Origin of the sequence: Peptostreptococcus equinus (assembly GCF_027125355.1) — a bacterium.
Lineage (GTDB): Bacteria > Bacillota > Clostridia > Peptostreptococcales > Peptostreptococcaceae > Peptostreptococcus > Peptostreptococcus equinus.
The window spans coordinates 1,349,804-1,367,038 of sequence record NZ_CP114052.1; the positions used below are offsets into that span (position 1 = coordinate 1,349,804).

19 protein-coding genes are annotated in these 17,235 nt (G+C 31.7%); 2 read left to right on the forward strand and 17 right to left on the reverse strand.

All coding sequences use genetic code 11. The features are described 5' to 3' along the window. The 16 genes from O0R46_RS06710 to rplU form a co-directional block, all read right to left on the reverse strand. The gene (locus tag O0R46_RS06710) at nucleotides 1-441 is read right to left on the reverse strand and encodes an acetyl-CoA carboxylase biotin carboxyl carrier protein (RefSeq protein ID WP_269310964.1); all 441 of its coding nucleotides are present in this window, start codon (nucleotides 439-441) and stop codon (nucleotides 1-3) included. Nucleotides 442-665: 224 nt separating this feature from the next. After that, a complete protein-coding gene (gene rnfB / locus O0R46_RS06715) occupies nucleotides 666-1,502 on the reverse strand; it encodes an RnfABCDGE type electron transport complex subunit B (RefSeq protein ID WP_269310965.1) in 837 nt (278 codons plus the stop codon). A 14-nt stretch (nucleotides 1,503-1,516) separates the two neighbouring features. Beyond that, nucleotides 1,517-2,092: an electron transport complex subunit RsxA gene (gene rsxA, locus O0R46_RS06720; protein ID WP_269310966.1), complete on the reverse strand. Its 576-nt coding sequence runs from the start codon at nucleotides 2,090-2,092 to the stop codon at nucleotides 1,517-1,519. 13 nt (nucleotides 2,093-2,105) lie between these two features. Next, entirely contained in the window at nucleotides 2,106-2,699 is a 594-nt protein-coding gene (gene rsxE, locus O0R46_RS06725) for an electron transport complex subunit RsxE (protein ID WP_269310967.1), read from the reverse strand. A gap of 15 nt (nucleotides 2,700-2,714) precedes the next feature. Next, the gene (locus tag O0R46_RS06730) at nucleotides 2,715-3,266 is read right to left on the reverse strand and encodes an RnfABCDGE type electron transport complex subunit G (protein WP_269310968.1); all 552 of its coding nucleotides are present in this window, start codon (nucleotides 3,264-3,266) and stop codon (nucleotides 2,715-2,717) included. After that, nucleotides 3,266-4,252 (reverse strand): RnfABCDGE type electron transport complex subunit D, encoded by a 987-nt coding sequence (locus O0R46_RS06735; RefSeq protein ID WP_269310969.1) that lies wholly within the window; start codon nucleotides 4,250-4,252, stop codon nucleotides 3,266-3,268. Before O0R46_RS06735 ends, O0R46_RS06730 begins: the two co-directional genes overlap by 1 nt. An 18-nt stretch (nucleotides 4,253-4,270) precedes the next feature. Further along, on the reverse strand, nucleotides 4,271-5,614 hold the full coding sequence (rsxC, locus tag O0R46_RS06740) for an electron transport complex subunit RsxC (protein ID WP_269310970.1): 1,344 nt from the start codon (nucleotides 5,612-5,614) through the stop codon (nucleotides 4,271-4,273). Nucleotides 5,615-5,991: 377 nt separating this feature from the next. Further along, nucleotides 5,992-6,243: a kinase to dihydroxyacetone kinase gene (locus O0R46_RS06745; RefSeq protein WP_269310971.1), complete on the reverse strand. Its 252-nt coding sequence runs from the start codon at nucleotides 6,241-6,243 to the stop codon at nucleotides 5,992-5,994. 106 nt (nucleotides 6,244-6,349) lie between these two features. Next, nucleotides 6,350-9,013, reverse strand: coding sequence for a cation-translocating P-type ATPase (locus tag O0R46_RS06750; RefSeq protein ID WP_422763629.1), 2,664 nt, complete (start codon nucleotides 9,011-9,013; stop codon nucleotides 6,350-6,352). Between the two features lie 307 nt (nucleotides 9,014-9,320). Beyond that, entirely contained in the window at nucleotides 9,321-9,698 is a 378-nt protein-coding gene (locus O0R46_RS06755; protein ID WP_269310975.1) for a RidA family protein, read from the reverse strand. A gap of 19 nt (nucleotides 9,699-9,717) precedes the next feature. Next, the gene (gene ilvA / locus O0R46_RS06760) at nucleotides 9,718-10,935 is read right to left on the reverse strand and encodes a threonine ammonia-lyase (RefSeq protein ID WP_269310976.1); all 1,218 of its coding nucleotides are present in this window, start codon (nucleotides 10,933-10,935) and stop codon (nucleotides 9,718-9,720) included. Nucleotides 10,936-11,063: 128 nt separating this feature from the next. Next, nucleotides 11,064-11,471, reverse strand: coding sequence for a YhbY family RNA-binding protein (locus O0R46_RS06765; protein WP_269310977.1), 408 nt, complete (start codon nucleotides 11,469-11,471; stop codon nucleotides 11,064-11,066). A 24-nt stretch (nucleotides 11,472-11,495) separates the two neighbouring features. Then, entirely contained in the window at nucleotides 11,496-12,776 is a 1,281-nt protein-coding gene (gene obgE / locus O0R46_RS06770; RefSeq protein WP_269310978.1) for a GTPase ObgE, read from the reverse strand. Between the two features lie 170 nt (nucleotides 12,777-12,946). Then, nucleotides 12,947-13,237 carry a 50S ribosomal protein L27 gene (gene rpmA, locus O0R46_RS06775; RefSeq protein ID WP_269310979.1) on the reverse strand — a complete coding sequence of 97 codons (291 nt, stop codon included), beginning with the start codon at nucleotides 13,235-13,237 and terminating at the stop codon, nucleotides 12,947-12,949. A 13-nt stretch (nucleotides 13,238-13,250) separates the two neighbouring features. Further along, on the reverse strand, nucleotides 13,251-13,568 hold the full coding sequence (locus O0R46_RS06780) for a ribosomal-processing cysteine protease Prp (RefSeq protein WP_269310980.1): 318 nt from the start codon (nucleotides 13,566-13,568) through the stop codon (nucleotides 13,251-13,253). A gap of 6 nt (nucleotides 13,569-13,574) precedes the next feature. Continuing rightward, nucleotides 13,575-13,883, reverse strand: coding sequence for a 50S ribosomal protein L21 (rplU, locus tag O0R46_RS06785; protein WP_269310981.1), 309 nt, complete (start codon nucleotides 13,881-13,883; stop codon nucleotides 13,575-13,577). Nucleotides 13,884-14,113: 230 nt separating this feature from the next. Here rplU and O0R46_RS06790 point away from each other — a divergent pair, with 230 nt between their 5' ends. Further along, nucleotides 14,114-15,040 (forward strand): AEC family transporter, encoded by a 927-nt coding sequence (locus O0R46_RS06790; protein WP_269310982.1) that lies wholly within the window; start codon nucleotides 14,114-14,116, stop codon nucleotides 15,038-15,040. A 191-nt stretch (nucleotides 15,041-15,231) separates the two neighbouring features. Then, nucleotides 15,232-16,158: an AEC family transporter gene (locus tag O0R46_RS06795; RefSeq protein WP_269310983.1), complete on the forward strand. Its 927-nt coding sequence runs from the start codon at nucleotides 15,232-15,234 to the stop codon at nucleotides 16,156-16,158. A 106-nt stretch (nucleotides 16,159-16,264) separates the two neighbouring features. Here the strand turns inward: O0R46_RS06795 and O0R46_RS06800 are convergent, their stop codons facing one another. Continuing rightward, the gene (locus O0R46_RS06800; protein WP_269310984.1) at nucleotides 16,265-17,122 is read right to left on the reverse strand and encodes a sigma-70 family RNA polymerase sigma factor; all 858 of its coding nucleotides are present in this window, start codon (nucleotides 17,120-17,122) and stop codon (nucleotides 16,265-16,267) included. Nucleotides 17,123-17,235 lie beyond the last annotated feature (113 nt).

The window sequence follows — 17,235 nt, forward strand, 5'->3', positions numbered from 1 at the left end:
TTAAATCTCCTCAACTAAAAAAATATTTTCTCCAAATTCAACTAAATCTCCATCATTTACTAGTATGTCTACTATCTTACAATCATAAGGAGCTTTAAGTTCGTTCATTAATTTCATAGATTCTATAATACATACCACTTGACCTTTTTTAACTATGTCATTTTTATTTACATAAGCATTTTCTTCTGGACTAGGTTTTGAGTAAAATGTTCCAATCAAATTTGATTCAATATATATATTTTTGTTTGATTGACAAAGTATTTCTTCTTTTTCTTCATTATTTATATTAGCTTTATATAGAGTATCTTTTTTACTGTTAAAATCTAACTCTGACGAACTAATATTATTTTTGAATTTCACCTCAAAGTTATCGTCTTTATATTCCAATTCAGATAGGTTCATTTCTTTAATTATCTTTGCAAGTTCTTTAACATTGTTCAAATATAACACCTCATTTATTTTGATTATCAAAGTATTTTATAAAACTATTATATCTGTTAATATTAATATTGTCAATAAATATTATTTTTATAGTCAAAATAATATTTATTGACATATAAACGTAAAATAAATTTTGTAAAAACAAAAACTGCGTAGATAAAAATCTACGCAGTTTTTATTAAAAATTTTTAAGATTTATAAAAAGCCTATTTTTCAGTTACAACTTATTTATTTTCAGTTGTATTTTCTACAACTGGCTTTGCCGCTACTTTTCTTTCTTTAGGTTTTATAACTTTTGTAGGACACTTCATAGCACACTTATTACATTGCTTACATTTAGAATAATCAATTTGTGCAAGCTTATTTTCAAAAATTATAGCATCAAACGGACACTCTTTGAAACATATTCCACATCCTATACATCCTACTGAACAGTTTTCTTTTACAGTCTTTCCAAAGTCATTTGACTTACATAATACTGTTACTTCTTTATTTGCAGGTTTACGTTCAATTAATCCCTTAGGACAAATATCTATACATTTGCCACAATTAACACATTTTTCATCATCAACTACAGCAACACCATCTACTACATGTATGGCATCAAATTTACAAACCTGAACACAAGTACCCAAACCTAGACAACCATACGAACAAGCTTTTGGTCCACCTATTAGTGAAGCTGCTGCTCTACAATCTTGAATTCCACTATACTCGTATTTTGTTTTAGTAGCTTCACAAGTACCTTTACATCTTACATTAGCTACTATTTTATCTCCACTACCAGCTTCTACACCCATAATTTCAGCAACTTTTGCTGCTACTGCAGCTCCACCTACTGGACATCCATTAACTGGTGCATTTCCTCCAGCTATAGCCGCTGCTAGACCACCACAACCTGGAAATCCACAACCACCACAATTGGCACCTGGTAAAACTTCTAAAATAGCCGCTTCTTTTTCATCTACTTCAACAGCAAATTTCTTTGAAGCAAAATCTAGGATAATACCAAAGATTAAACCAAGTACACCTAGTACAATTACCGCATAAGCTATTAGCATTCTTTAGTACCCCCTTATAATTTGATTAATCCTGTAAATCCTAAGAAGGCTATTGACATTAAACTTGCTGATATTAATGTAATAGGGAATCCTTCAAAAGCATCCTGGACTTCTGCTAATTCTAATCTTTCTCTAATACCTGCAAATATAACTATTGCAAGTGTGAAACCTATTCCGGCACCTAAGCCGTTTATTAATGTTTCTATTATATTATAACCTTTGTTAATATTTACTATAGCTATACCTAAAACCGCACAGTTAGTTGTGATAAGAGGTAAGAAAACACCCAAAGCCTGATAAAGTGAAGGTGATGTCTTTTTAATTACCATCTCAACAAACTGAACTATAGAAGCAATAACCAATATAAAAGCTATTGTCTGTAAGTATCCTATATTAAAACTATTTAGTATCATTTGTATAAAATAAGTTATTACTGATGCTAAAGCGATTACGAATGTAACAGCAACACCCATACCAATTGCAGTATCTGTTTTCTTAGAAACTCCTAGGAAAGGACAAATACCAAGGAACTGTGATGTAATAACATTATTTACAAGTACTATAGATAAGAACAATAATATTAATTTCAATCTCTACACCCCTTTACGCTTTTTTCTTTGTTACTTTATTAAATATTGCCATTAAGAATCCCAAAGTTAAGAATGCACCTGGTGGCAAGATAAACAGCAATGTATTGAATGTTTCTGGTAAGAAAACAAATCCAAATATACTTCCTGCTCCAAGTATTTCTCTTACTGAACCTAAAATTGTCAGCGCAAGAGTAAATCCTAGACCTTGACCAAAACCATCAACAAAAGATGCTCCTGGCTTATTTTTGCAAGCAAAACTTTCAGCTCTAGCAAGTATTAAACAGTTAACAACTATAAGTGGTATATAAAGACCAAGAGCCGCATCAAGTGCTGGCACGTAAGCCTTTAATAACATCTGAACTATCGTAACGAATGTAGCAATAACAACTACGAAACATGGTATTCTTATCTTATCAGGAACAACCTTTCTTAGCAATGAAATTGCAACATTTGAACATGCAAGAACAACTGCTGTTGAAAGACCCATACCTATACCGTTTATTGCTGAACTAGTAACGGCAAGTGTTGGACACATACCTATTACCTGTACAAAGGTAGGGTTTTCGTCTATAATACCGTTTTTAAATATTTTTCCTAAACTACTCATATCTAACCCTCCTTTTTATTTTAATACATCAAATACTTTTATGGCTTCATTTACTCCGCTTGTAACAGCCTTTGAAGTTATAGTAGCACCTGATATAGCTTTGATTTCATTATCTTTTGGTGTACCGCTCTTTATAACCTTAATTTCTTTAGCAGCTTTACCTTTATATTGACCATTAAACACTGGATCAGCGGCTTTTGCACCTAGACCTGGAGTTTCAGTATTATTTCCTATTGCTACACCTGTTATTTTTCCATCTTTAGCTATACCAATAGTAATTTCTACTGGACCACCATATCCACCAGGAGCAGCCTTAACAGTGAATCCGCCATCATCTCCCTGATATACCTCAGAAACTGTGCTAACACCAGCAGATTTATACTTTGAAGCATCTATCTTCTTAAATTCTTTTGCTGAAGGAAGAACCTGCATTCTAGCCTGGTTACTTGCTGCAAGATTTCTTTGTTCAATTGTAGGTGCAGTCATCTGATTTGTTCCAGCTAGCAATAGTGCCGCTACTGCAGAAAAGGCAAGTAAAGTTCCGCCTATTTTTGCCATACTATTCATTATTTACGCACCTCCCCAAATACTCTGTTATTAACATATTTGTCAATTAGTGGAACTAAACAGTTGGCAAACAATATTGAGTAAGATACACCTTCTGGATATCCACCAAATAATCTAATGCATACTGCTAATATAGCCGCTATTGAAGCATATATTATTTGTCCTTTTTTTGTCATTGGTGAAGTTGTATAATCAGTTAACATGAATATACCACCAAGGAATAAACCACCAGCACATGCTTGATATAAAGCAAATTCGAAATTCATTCCACCAAATAAGAAAGTTAATACAGTCGCTAATACAATGTAAGTTACTGGCATTACATATGAAATTATTCCTTTGTATACCAAGTAAACTCCACCTATTAATAATAAAACTGTACAAGTTTCACCAATTGTTCCACCAATATTACCTAAGAACATATCACTTAAAGAAATATTCGCTTGATGTAAATGATTTAATGCGTTTGCTGCACTTCCAGCACCTTCACTTCCACCTAACTTCATATAGCTAAGCGGTGTAGCTGCTGTTATAGCATCCGCATTAGCACCTGGTTTAACCCAAGTAGTCATAGCTACTGGAAAAGATGCAAGTAAAAATGCTCTACCAGCTAAAGCAGGGTTTAGGAAGTTAAATCCTATACCACCAAACAACATTTTAACGACTATAATAGAAAAAATCGCACCAAAAACACACATCCATATTGGTAAACCAGCAGGAACGTTAAAAGCTAATAGTAAACCTGTTACAACAGCTGATAAATCATTTATAGTAGATTCTTTCTTAGTTATTTTACAATATAAAAACTCAGATAAAACAGCACCTAAAATACATGCTATTATCGTAATAGCACCCCTTACTCTAAAGTAATACAGGCCTGCAATTGTAGCAGGTAAAAGTGCAATTAAAACCTGCTTCATTATATATGAAGTATCTTCATTTGTCCTAATGTGTGGAGATGAAGAAACTATCCATTTATTATTCATCATTTTTCCCCCTAACTATTATTTCTTTTGAGCTGCAGCAGCTTTTCTTCTCTTAGCACCAATCTCTCTCTTAGCTTGTCTAATTGAAGGAAGTAAAAGTCTTCTTGCAGGACAAATAAACGAACATGAACCACACTCAATACAATCCATAGCTCTATGCTTTTCAGCTTGTTCAAAATCATTCTTTAGCGAATAAGCACTAATGAATAAAGGCTGAAGGAATGCTGGACATACATCAGTACATCTACCACATTTAATACAGTTCTGTGGTTGAGGAGCCTTAGCCATTTTATCATCTAAAATCAAAATACCTGAAGATCCTTTATTAGTAGATATATCATCTGTACACTGTGCAAGTCCCATCATAGGACCACCAGCTATTAACTTACTAGCTGTAACGCCTTCTTTTATACCACCACATTGTTCTATTATCTCATTGAATTTTGTCCCAACTTTTGTCACCAAGTTCTTCGGTTCTTTTATACAAGGACCTGTAACTGTAGTTATTCTTTCTACAAGAGGCATACCGAATTTTATAGCTTTTGCTATTGCTGCCGCTGTGGCAACGTTATCAACTACAGCCCCAACTGCAATTGGAAGAGCTCCTGATGGAACTTCTCTACCTGTGCAAGCGTAGATTAACTGTTTTTCAGCACCTTCTGGATACTTAACCTGTAAACTAACTACTTCAATTTCTGGATAAGCTTCAGCTGCCTTTACCATATTTTCTATGGCTTCTGGCTTATTAACTTCAATTCCTATAAATCCTTTTTTTACGTCTAGTGCTTTCATCAAAGCTCTAAGTCCGTAAACTACTAATTCTGGATGTTCAACCATTAGTCTATCATCTGCTGTTAGATAAGGTTCACATTCTGCACCATTTAAGATTACAAATTCTGCATTTGAATCTGGTGGTGGAGCTATCTTGACGTGGTTAGGGAATGTTGCCCCACCCATACCAACGATACCAGCTTCTTTAACAATATCAATAATTTCTTCTTTGCTTAAGCTTTCGATTTCGCCATGAGGCTGAATACTTGGATGTAGTTCTTCTTTGAAATCATTTTCAATAATCACGCAAGTAGAACTTCCACCAGGAACACCACATACTTCTATGGCCTTTACTACACCAGACACTGATGAATGTATGTTAGAAGATACAAATCCCTGAGCCTCACCAATTTTTTGTCCCAGTTTTACTTCTTCGCCAACTTCTACGATACACTTGGCTGGTGCACCTATATGTTGCTGAAGAGGGATATAAACAGTAGCAGGAGCCGCTGCTTTCTCAATTGGTTTTTTATTAGCGTACTCTTTTCCATATGGAGGATGTATTCCTCCCTTAAAAGTTAAGAGTTTCATTCTGTTACCCCCTGTTCTTAACTAAATAATTTTTTAATTACAATACTAGTATACAACATTTATTATTATAAATCTACTGAATTTTATAAGTATAATATCTATAGAATTGACAATTTGTTCAAGTTTTTCGTATTATATTTAAGCAACTTAACTTAATATCTTTAAATAATATAGCCAAATTAATATAAAAAAAATAATATAAGCTTAACAACTTGATTACAGCTTATATTATTAAAAATATACTTTTATGTTTTTTATAATATATAGTGGGTATTAATGAGAATTAAGCGCTTTATATTCAAATAATCTACACAATAATTTCCAATCAATATAATTTATATTCGCAAATGAAAATATCCTTGTATTCTCAAATAAAATTACCCCTGTAATCCTCTAGCCTGCCTATCCATATCTTCAATTACAATATCATATATTTCCCCTAAGCTTGAACAATATTCTAAAACATCCCAAGGTTCATTTGTATGAAAATGTATTTTTATGAGTTCTTCATCACCAACAGCTAATAAACAATCCCCTTTTAAATTTTTATTAAAATAATCATTTATTTTTTCCTCATCTAAGTTTTTACCTTCAATCAAAAGCTGAGTATCATATCTAAATTCTAACATTTTTTATTTCTCCTTTATATATTTATAATTTCAGTAATATAAAATACCCACTTTACATAAGAAAAAACCTCCAAAGTTTATGTCTTTGAAGGCCTTAAAATTATTTTTATTTTTTCATTTTATTTTTTATCATTATAAATCTCACAAATTTTACTAATTCCATACATAGCACAGAAATTAAAGCTATCAATGCCGATACTCCTAAATCATTTATGGTAAATTGACTTGGTATAGCAAATATACCTCTAATCGGAGCACTTAATACCATTCCTAATAAAGCTAAACAAATTAATACTGCTATTATTACATACTTATTAGAGAAAAAACCTAGTGAAAATGCATTTCTAAAATCTGATCTACATGCAAATGTCTGTAGGGTTCTAGCAAGCAATAATGTTGTAAATGCCATTGCTACACCCATCTGAGGAGATGACTTCATGCCTATATATTGAGCAACTATAGCTGCTATACCTACAAATATACCTCTTGATAGTATTGCTTGAAGAGTTCCTCCACCTAATAGCCCTTCGTTTTTATCTCTAGGAGGTAAGTCCATTATACCTTTTTCAGGTTTTTCCATACCAAGAGCTATGGCTGGCAATGAGTCATTTACCATATTGATAAATATAAGCTGCAATGCTGTATATGGATTTGTCCAATCTGAGAAAACAGCAAATAATATAGATATTATAGCACCTAGATTTCCAGAGAATAAGTAGGTTATAGATTTTTTGATATTACTGTAAACTGTTCTACCCACTTCAACAGCAGCTACTATACTAGCAAAATTATCATCAACTAAAACCATAGCTGATGCATCTTTTGCAACTTCAGTACCACTTCCCATGGCTATTCCTATATCTGCATTTTTAAGAGCTGGAGCATCATTAACACCATCACCTGTCATTGCAGTCACTTTATTCTTTCTTTGCCAAGCTTCTACTATTCTAATTTTATTTTGAGGTGACACTCTAGCATATACGCTTAATTTTTCCAGTTTTTTATCTAACTCATCATCATCTATGCTATCTAACTCTTGTCCCGTAAATGATATATCACCATCTTCAAATATCCCTATTTCCTTACCTATTGCAACAGCAGTAGTTTTGTGATCACCAGTAATCATTATAGGCTTAATTCCAGCACTCTTCGCTTTTATAACGGCATCTATCACTTCTTTTCTAGGTGGATCAATCATCGCTATTAAACCAATAAATATAAAGTTATTTTCACTTTCTACTCCTATTTTTTCGCCATCATCTATTTCTTTGTATCCAAATGCTAGTACTCTAAGAGCCCTATTAGAATATGCTTCATTTTGCTCCTTTATTATATGTCTAGCTTCATCAGTCATTTCTACTACTTTGTCACCTTTAAGAACTTTTATAGATCTAGATATTACTATATCTGGTGCTCCCTTAGTAAACATAATATTTTTTCCATTTATTTTATGTGTAGTAGACATTAATTTTCTATCTGAATCAAATGGAACTTCTTGCAATCTTCCAAATGTTTCTCTAACTCTTTGCGTTCCATAGCCCTTTTTATCAGCAAATACAGTAAATGCAACTTCAGTAGGGTCTCCTATTTCTTTGCCATCTTCGCTTATTATTGAGTCATTACATAGAGCTGCAGCTATATTTAACATATGCTCTGAGTCATAGCCAATTTCTAAATTATCTTTTTTCGCTTCCTCTTGAACCTCTATTGATTTAGAATCTACGCCATTATATTTAAAATATTCAACTGCAGTCATCTTATTCATTGTAAGTGTACCTGTTTTATCTGTGCAAATTATTGATGTGGAACCTAATGTTTCAACTGCAGGTAATTTTCTAATTATAGAATTTTTCTTTGACATAGTCTTAGTACCAACAGATAGGACTATGGTTACTATAGATGACAGAGCTTCTGGAATAGCTGCAACTGCAATAGCAACTGCAAACATAAAAGAATTTAGTATTACTGTCTTCATTGGTACTGCACTAGGATGTGTACTTGCTCTAAATACCTGTATAGCAAAAATTAGTATACATATTGCAACTATTGCTATTCCTAATTTTTTTGAAAAAGACTCTATATTTGATTGTAAAGGAGTCTGTTTTGCTTTTGTATTTTCAAGTAAGTCCGCAATTTTACCAATTTCTGTGTCCATACCAGTAGCTGTACATACATATGTAGCTCTGCCATTTACTACCATTGATGTAGAGTATACCATGTTAGATCTATCGCCTACAGATACTTCTTTGTCTATTTTTTCTACTGATTTGCTAGCTGGCTCAGACTCACCTGTCAACATACCTTCCACTATCTTTAACGATTCAGCTTCTAATAATCTTCCATCGGCAGGAACAAAATCTCCGGCTTCAAGCAAAATTATATCACCAGGTACTACGTCAGTGGATTTAATCGTTATCTTTTGATTTGATCTAATAACTTTTGCATTCGGCACTGACATCTGTTTTAAGCTATTTATTGATGATTCTGCCTTTTTTGTTTGAACAGTACCAAGTACTGCATTTAAAATTAGTACTAGAAAAATAATTAATGATTCCATCAGGGATCCAGTAGCTATCTGTAATATAGCAGCTATAATCAAGATTATAACCATAGGATCTTTGAAACTTTCTAAAAATATTTTCCAAGTAGGATCACCTTTTTTGTCCTTTAACTCATTTTTGCCATATTCTTTTAATCTTTTTTCTGATTCTTCTACTGATAAACCAGAAAGTGACGAATTAAATTCTTCTATTACCTGATTCGAATCCATAAGGTAATAGTTAATTTCTTTGTTTTTATCCATTGCTAACCTCCATATTTGAGAATAAAAAAACCTTAACAACAAAACTTCCAAAATAAATACACTCCTGCACTTATTTTGAAGGTCTTGCTGTCAAGGTAACCTTGTCCATTAACCGAGTGCCACGCACTGTACTGACGACTAACAGATGCAAAATTATGCATCGCTACTCCCCTTCTAGATTTAGTATAGTACATTCTGAATAAATTGTCAATTTCTAATTAAAAAAGGAAGGGCATATACCCTTCCTTTTAGCTTTTGTTTTTAAATATTATTGTTATAAAACAGCTAATACTTCTACTTCAACCTTAGCACCCTTTGGTAACTCTTTTACAGCTACACAAGATCTAGCTGGTTTGTGATCTCCAAAGTACTCTGCATATACTTCATTAACTGGTCCAAAATCTGCCATATCAACGATATATACTGTAGTCTTTACTACATTTGTAAAGTTTGCACCAGCTTCTGCTAATACAGCTTTAACATTTTCTAATGACTGAGTGGCCTGAGCCTTTATATCTCCATCTACTATAACACCTGTTTCTGGTACTAGTGGTATCTGGCCTGAACAATATAATATGTTCCCTGCCTTGATTGCTTGTGAATATGGTCCAACTGCCGCTGGAGCATTCTTAGTGTAAATTACTTCTCCCATTACTTTATCCTCCATAATCTTATAGGAATTCTACTTTAATTCCATTTTCTATAAACTCTGATTTCATTTTTTCAATTTGTTCAAAGTCTATAGTTTCTATTGTAGCTTCTACTGTCTGTAATTTCAAGTACTTTCCTGTAGATAATTTATCTTGAGTTATTGTAAGAACGTTTCCACCACACTTAGCCACTATCTCAACTAGCTTTGATAACGAACCTGGAACGTCTGGCAATTCAGCAACTATGTTCACTCTTCTTCCCTGTCTATTAAGCGCAACACTCATAATTCTATAAAGTGTATTTATATCTATATTTCCACCTGATACTACACAAACAACATTTTCTCCCTTAGCTGGCTTATATTTTCCTGACAATATAGCCGCTGTAGAAACTGCTCCTGCTCCTTCAGATACTAGTTTTTGATTTTCCATCATGAATAATATGGCTTGTGCTATTTCTTCTTCAGTAACTGTTACGACTGAATCAACGTTTTCCTTTATGATATCAAAAGTTAAATCCCCAGGAGTTTTAACTGCTATACCATCTGCTATTGTAACATCGTTAAATGCTGTAGTAACCTGACCTTTTTCGAATGAAGCCTTCATTGAAGGTACATTACAAGTTTGAACTCCAACAACTTTTATGTTTGGATTTAAACCCTTTAATGCTGTAGCTATACCTGCGATGATTCCTCCACCACCGATTGGCACTAATACAGTATCAACATTTCCATCTAATTGTTCAAATATTTCTAGACCTATTGTTCCCTGTCCAGCAATTACATACTTGTCATTGAAAGGATGTAGGAAAGTTGCTCCAGTTTCCTTTTGAACCTGAACAGCTTTTTCATATGCATCGTCATATACTGCTCCGTGTAATACAACTTCTGCTCCATAACTCTTAGTTGCAGCAACCTTTGATACAGGTGCATTAGCTGGCATACAAATTGTAGCCTTTATTCCTGCATTTCTAGCTCCTAAAGCAACACCCTGAGCATGGTTACCTGCACTTGATGCTATAACACCGCAAGCCTTTTCCTCATCTGTTAAATGAGCTATCTTATTGCAAGCACCTCTTAACTTAAATGAACCAGTTCTCTGTAAGTTCTCACACTTATAGTAAACCTTTGCCCCCGTCTTTTCAGATAATCTAACGTTTTCCAACAAATCAGTTTTCAACGCTACCCCCGCGATTATCTCTTTCGCTTCCTGTACATCTTGTAATGTAACTTTTTCCATTTTAATTTTTCTCCTTTTTATTAGAAGAGTTCTACAAACACCCTCCGTTATTTTAGGATATTTAATTACCCTATAGTAAATAATAATACTATAGGGTAAAAAATTCAATAGAAAATTATATATTTATTCTATTTTTTTATTTTTTTCTTTTTTTTATTAGCTTTTTCAATAAGTTCATTAACTTCTTTTTTTGAAAGTCTCTTCTTTGGCAAATTTTCTTTAACCTTTGCCTTAGCTTGTTCATGACCTGGGAAAATTATCTTAGGATTTTCATTATTTTTTTTATAAATTGTAAATTTTGACCCTATAGCCTGTACAAATTCAGCTCTTATGCTTTCACATATAGCATTTGCAGCTTCTTTTGCATCAATACCAGCGTTGTCTAATATATTAACCTTAACTAATTCTCTAGCCTTTAACTGATCATCTAACTGTTCCAAGAATTCTTGGCTTATACCTTCTTTACCAATTTGTGAAGTAGCCTTCAATCCATTAGCCATTGATTTTAAGTATGATCTTTTTTTTCCGTTTAACATAGTATCACCATTTCTTTCTTATTATTAATCATAGAACTCAAATTCTAACTCATAAATTTTAACTGTATCCCCTTCTTCGATACCCATTTCTCTAAGCATATCAAAAACTCCTCTAGACTCCATTTGATTTTGGAAGAATTGAAGCGATTCCATATCGTCAAAATTAACAGAATACATAATTCTACGTAATTCCTTACCTTTTACTACATATACACCATTTTCGTCAACTTCTACTCTTAGACCTTCATCTTCTTCTTCATCAAGATCTGGTCTATAAATCTCTTCTTCTGTTACAAGTTCGAAGTCTTCAATCTCACCTAGCATCTGCGTAACCTTATCTATTACTGCTTGTACACCTTCTCTTGTTGCCACAGATGTCTTAAATACCTCATATCCTTTTGCTTGTATTTTATTCTTGAAATCTTCATATACACTTTCATCCATTAATAAATCTGATTTATTAGCTACTACTAACTGTGGCCTTGTAGATAATCTTTCATTATAAAGTTTTAGCTCTTCATTTATTTTTTCAAAATCCTCGTATGGATCTCTGCCCTCTATTCCTGAAATATCTACTATATGAATCAATACTTTTGTTCTTTCAACATGCCTTAAAAAATCATGACCTAATCCAACACCTTCAGATGCACCTTCAATAATTCCAGGTATATCTGCAATTACAAAGCTCTCACCATGTCTAGTCTTAACCACGCCTAAATTAGGTGTGATCGTAGTAAAATGATAATTTGCAATCTTTGGTTTTGCAGAAGTTACAACTGATAAAAATGTTGATTTTCCAACATTAGGAAATCCTAATAACCCTACATCTGCTATCATTTTTAGTTCTAATATTATCCATTTTTCTTCACCATCTGTACCTGATTTTGCAAAGGCAGGAGCTTGTCTAATAGAATTTGCAAAATGTTGGTTACCTTTACCTCCAAAACCGCCTTTTGCTACAACTGCTCTTTCTCCATGTTTTTTTAGGTCTGCTATAATAAGATTAGTTTTTTCATCTCTCACTATAGTTCCTTCTGGCACTTTAAGAATTAAATCTTCTCCATTTTTTCCCGCTCTTCTTTTCTTTGATCCATCTTCTCCATTTGGTGCAGAATATTTTCTTTTATATTTAAAATCCATCAGCGTTCTCAAGCCATTATCAGCCTCTAAAATGATAGATGAACCTCTTCCTCCATCTCCACCATCTGGGCCACCTGCTGGAACATATTTTTCTCTTCTAAATGATACAGCACCATTACCACCATTACCAGATTTCACAAATATTCTAGCCTTATCTATGAACATATCTTACCTCCTTTTCTATATATTTATATATATATTCTATACCTCAATATATAAAATATTATTAAAAAATTAATAGCATTTTATATATTGGTATAGGAATTTTTTGAAACAACACTTTATATTCAACAGTATAAAAATAGAGCTATCGAAATGATAGCTCTAAGCATATACTATTCAGCGATTTCTACTGGATATATACTAACTTTTTTTCTCTTCTTGTCTAATCTTTCAAACTTAACTTTTCCATCAACAAGCGCGAAAAGAGTATCATCTCCACCCTTACCTACATTTGTACCAGGATGAATTTTTGTTCCTCTCTGTCTAACTATGATAGAACCAGCAGTTACTGCCTGACCGTCAAATCTCTTAACACCAAGTCTCTTAGAAATAGAATCTCTACCATTCTTAGAAGAACCTACTCCCTTCTTTGATGCAAGAAGTTGCAAATTCATTTTTAACATCTGGAGTCACCCCCTACTTTTCAAATATTTTTATATTTTTTGGATATTCTCTACTTATTTCAACCAATGCTAATTTTAAATGTTCAAGTAAAAGCTGAGATTTTTCTAAATCTTCATCTGCTACCTTACACAAAATATGACCTTCATTAGCCAATACTTTTTCAAAATTAACTTTTTGTAGGTTTTCTAATGAATTAATAACAGCAATAGAATTGCTAGTAACAGACGCACAAACTATGTCGTATCCAAATTCTTCATAATTCGCATGACCTCTTAATTCAAATCCCTTAATCTTAAACTCACTATTATAATAAAAATCAACTTTTATCATTGTGAATTAAGCGTTGATCTTTTCAACTACTATCTTAGTATATAGCTGACGATGACCATTTTTTCTTCTGTAGTCCTTTTTTGGCTTGTACTTGTAAACGATAACTTTCTTACCTTTACCTTGTTCTACTACTTTAGCTTCAACAGAAGCACCTTCAACTACAGGAGAACCTATCTTAAGTTCACCATTGTTTACAGCTAATACTTCATTTAAAGTAACAACATCACCTTCGTTAGCGTCTAGCTTTTCAACGAAAAGAACATCACCTTCAGAAACTTTATACTGCTTTCCTCCAGTCTTAACTATAGCGTACATATATACACCTCCTTGTTCTCAAACTCGCCGGATGAGGTATCCAAATTATATTGGAGTTTTTTGCCAATCACTGCCTGAGCGTGCGGCCACCTTTACCGTGCGGCAATTACCTATATAATTATATATAAAAAATATATAAAAGTCAATGTTTTTTTGTTTTTTATAATAACTTTTATTAAGGCTATTTATTCCTACTTTCACTATGATATAATTGTTTATGAGGTGATAAAATGCTAGTGGTCTTTACAAATGTCTTAATTCTATTCATGCTTATGTATATAGGCTATTCAATGGGAAAAAATAAAATAATAAAATATTCATCAATAAACGATTTATCCAATATCCTTATTGATTTCGCTATACCATGTACTATTGTAGTGTCTTTAATTCGACCATTCAATCAGAAATTATTAGATGCTACAATCAAAGTAATGTTTTTAATGATTATATTTCATTTGTCAGTTGCATTATTTTCGTATGTAATAACAAAGATATTAAATGTAGATGAAAAAAAACAAGGAAGCTGGATGTTTGCCCTCGTGTTTTCAAATAATGGTTTTATTGGTTATCCCTTGATGTATGCACTATATGGCAATGATGGACTATTTATTATGGCTATGGGTAATGTAATTCAAAATGTATTTATATTTTCTATAGGTATAAAAATGGTAACACTTAATTATCCAAATGATGAAAAAATTAATATTAAAAAAATAGTATTTACTAGACAAAATATCGCAGTAATAATAGGTATGTTTTTATTTGTACTACAGATACATGTTCCAACACCAATTTTTAACTTACTTAGATACGTTTCTAATTTGACGGTTCCTCTATCAATGATGGTAGTAGGACTATCTTTATCAAAATACAATCCTAAAACTATGTTTACAGACCCAGAAGTATATAGACTAAGTTTTATACGTATGATTCTTTTACCTATTTTTTTGATTATAATATACAAATTATTTAAAATTGAAGCAAACAATAATTTGCCTTATGCAATTTTATTCTTTACAGCAGCTTTGCCTAGCCCAGCATTTACTTCTATTATGGCAGAGAGATATAATACAAGTGTAGAATTTGCTTCAAAATGCGTTTTTATAACTACAATTTTGAGTATTATAACAGTTCCATTTTTCGCTTCACTACTATAAAATCCAATAGTATAAAGCTCAACCAAAATTATATAAAATTATTTATTCTCTATAATATTTAATTAAGTAAAATTAATATTAATTATACTTAATTAAATATTATAGAGTTTTTTCTTTTTCAATAACTATATACATACTTTTTATGCTATACTATATAAATATAAATTATAAAAAAATAAGGAGATAGTAATTTGCAAGTAATTTTTACAAACGTATTGATATTATTCTTGCTATTATTTTTGGGTTACTGGATGGGACTTTCGAAAGTTGTAAAGCATACATCTATTAATGATATTACAAATATGCTTATAGATGTAAGTATCCCGTGTACTATTATAGTATCTATGATTAGACCTTTTTCAAAGGCTCTTTTAAATGATATTATTAAAGTCTCATTAATAATGGCAGCATACTTAATTGTTATTTCAGTAGTAGCTTACTATATTTCAAAATTGCTAAAAGTTGACAAGATGAAGCAAGGAAGTTGGATTTTCGCTCTAACATTTTCAAATAATGCCTTTATAGGATATCCACTTATGTTTGCTCTATATGGGAATAACGGATTATTCTTGATGGCTATAGGTAATATAGTTCAAAATATATTTATATTCTCTATAGGTATAAAAATGATTACACTAAACTATGATTTGGATGAAAAAGTTAGAATTAGAGATGTGGTATTTACTAGACAGAATTTTGCCGTATTAATAGGTATGATTTTATTTTTGGGACAGATACCTGTGCCAAAACCTGTACTTACATTGATTACTTATGTTTCAAATCTAACTGTGCCGCTTTCAATGATGGTGGTAGGTTTATCGCTTTCTAGATATGACTACAAAAAAATGTTTACTGACTTTGAAGTTTATAGATTAACAGTTATTAGAATGGTCTTAGCTCCAGTATTAATATTAATATTATTTAAAGTACTAAACATACAGGCAAACCTAGATTTACCTCTAGCAATATTATTCTTTACAGCAGCACTACCAAGTCCTGCTTTTACAACAATAATGGCTGAAAGGTATAATACTAGTATTGAGTTTTCATCAAAATGTGTGTTTATAACAACTATTATCAGTATAGCAACAGTTCCGTTGCTAGCTGGTTTATTATAAGAAAAGAAGTTGATAATATGAAAAATCCATATTATCAACTTCTTTTCTTATATTATCATTATATTTACTCAATTATTTTTTATTGAAACTTGGCCAAATTTTTGCATTACAAAAGAAACTCACTTTCTAATTTAGAGAGAGCCTTTTTCTTAATCTTTCCTATAGCTGTAACTGAACATTCCAACTCTTTGGATATATCTTTTTGTGTCCTATCTTTAATAAATATAGATTCAATCACATATTTTTCTTTATCCGTTAAAATATTAAATTTATTCAGAGCAAATCTATAATCAAAAATTAAATTATATTTTTTCTCATACTCACAAACTAACCTATTTTTATATCTTTCCAAAAAATCCGTGTCGGCCTCAATTTCTCCATCGTTATTTATTGAAAGTATATTAGTTCTATTTTTAATAGCTAGTATACTTTCCGATATTTTTTTACAGTCAATGTTATTTTTTCTAGATAAAAATTTTAGCTTTTTGGTGCTCAATTTATCATCTAATAAATCTGCATCTTTACTACATTTAGCATATATTGATCCGGCTTCTCTAGATACATATAGGTTACCATATTGTCTATATGCATTTTTAATACTAAATTTCACATTGTTTGAAACATAGGTTCTCACTAAAATATTTTCCCTAAAATCAAATTTTTTTGCAGCATAAATAACTCCCAGTACACCAGTTTGAAATAAATCTTCATCCTCTAATCCTCTATTTTTATAAGAAGATAGTTCATTATCGGAACAAATTACTGTTTTTACCTGATTCAATTTGCTTATTATAAAAAGATCTAAAGCTTTATTACACCCATTTCTCCCCATCCACAAGAGCGCTCTGTCTACTCTATCAAGTTTATCTTGTATATTTTTATTTTTTTCATCAAAGCTCTGTTTGTTATAATTGGAGTTGAAAGAATTTAGTAATGTCGTTATCTCACTTTTTATTTCTTCCATACGGCTAAAATATACCTCCTAAATTATAAAATATTAATGGCTGTTAAATATTAAAAATTATTAAAATTATTTGCAAATACTTATAGTCAATTTTATTTTTTATTATATCTTTT

Coding starts and splice junctions, on each gene's coding strand:
- obgE (WP_269310978.1), bottom strand. CDS start 12,776: ATGTTCATAGATAAGGCTAGAATATTTGTGAAATCTGGTAATGGTGGT.
- O0R46_RS06750 (WP_422763629.1), bottom strand. CDS start 9,013: ATGGATTCGAATCAGGTAATAGAAGAATTTAATTCGTCACTTTCTGGT.
- rsxC (WP_269310970.1), bottom strand. CDS start 5,614: ATGAAACTCTTAACTTTTAAGGGAGGAATACATCCTCCATATGGAAAA.
- rpmA (WP_269310979.1), bottom strand. CDS start 13,237: ATGTTAAAAATGAATTTGCAACTTCTTGCATCAAAGAAGGGAGTAGGT.
- O0R46_RS06780 (WP_269310980.1), bottom strand. CDS start 13,568: ATGATAAAAGTTGATTTTTATTATAATAGTGAGTTTAAGATTAAGGGA.
- O0R46_RS06765 (WP_269310977.1), bottom strand. CDS start 11,471: ATGTTAAACGGAAAAAAAAGATCATACTTAAAATCAATGGCTAATGGA.
- rnfB (WP_269310965.1), bottom strand. CDS start 1,502: ATGCTAATAGCTTATGCGGTAATTGTACTAGGTGTACTTGGTTTAATC.
- rsxE (WP_269310967.1), bottom strand. CDS start 2,699: ATGAGTAGTTTAGGAAAAATATTTAAAAACGGTATTATAGACGAAAAC.
- O0R46_RS06800 (WP_269310984.1), bottom strand. CDS start 17,122: ATGGAAGAAATAAAAAGTGAGATAACGACATTACTAAATTCTTTCAAC.
- O0R46_RS06745 (WP_269310971.1), bottom strand. CDS start 6,243: ATGTTAGAATTTAGATATGATACTCAGCTTTTGATTGAAGGTAAAAAC.
- O0R46_RS06735 (WP_269310969.1), bottom strand. CDS start 4,252: ATGAATAATAAATGGATAGTTTCTTCATCTCCACACATTAGGACAAAT.
- O0R46_RS06755 (WP_269310975.1), bottom strand. CDS start 9,698: ATGGGAGAAGTAATTTACACTAAGAATGCTCCAGCGGCAGTTGGACCA.
- ilvA (WP_269310976.1), bottom strand. CDS start 10,935: ATGGAAAAAGTTACATTACAAGATGTACAGGAAGCGAAAGAGATAATC.
- O0R46_RS06730 (WP_269310968.1), bottom strand. CDS start 3,266: ATGAATAGTATGGCAAAAATAGGCGGAACTTTACTTGCCTTTTCTGCA.
- O0R46_RS06790 (WP_269310982.1), top strand. CDS start 14,114: ATGCTAGTGGTCTTTACAAATGTCTTAATTCTATTCATGCTTATGTAT.
- rplU (WP_269310981.1), bottom strand. CDS start 13,883: ATGTACGCTATAGTTAAGACTGGAGGAAAGCAGTATAAAGTTTCTGAA.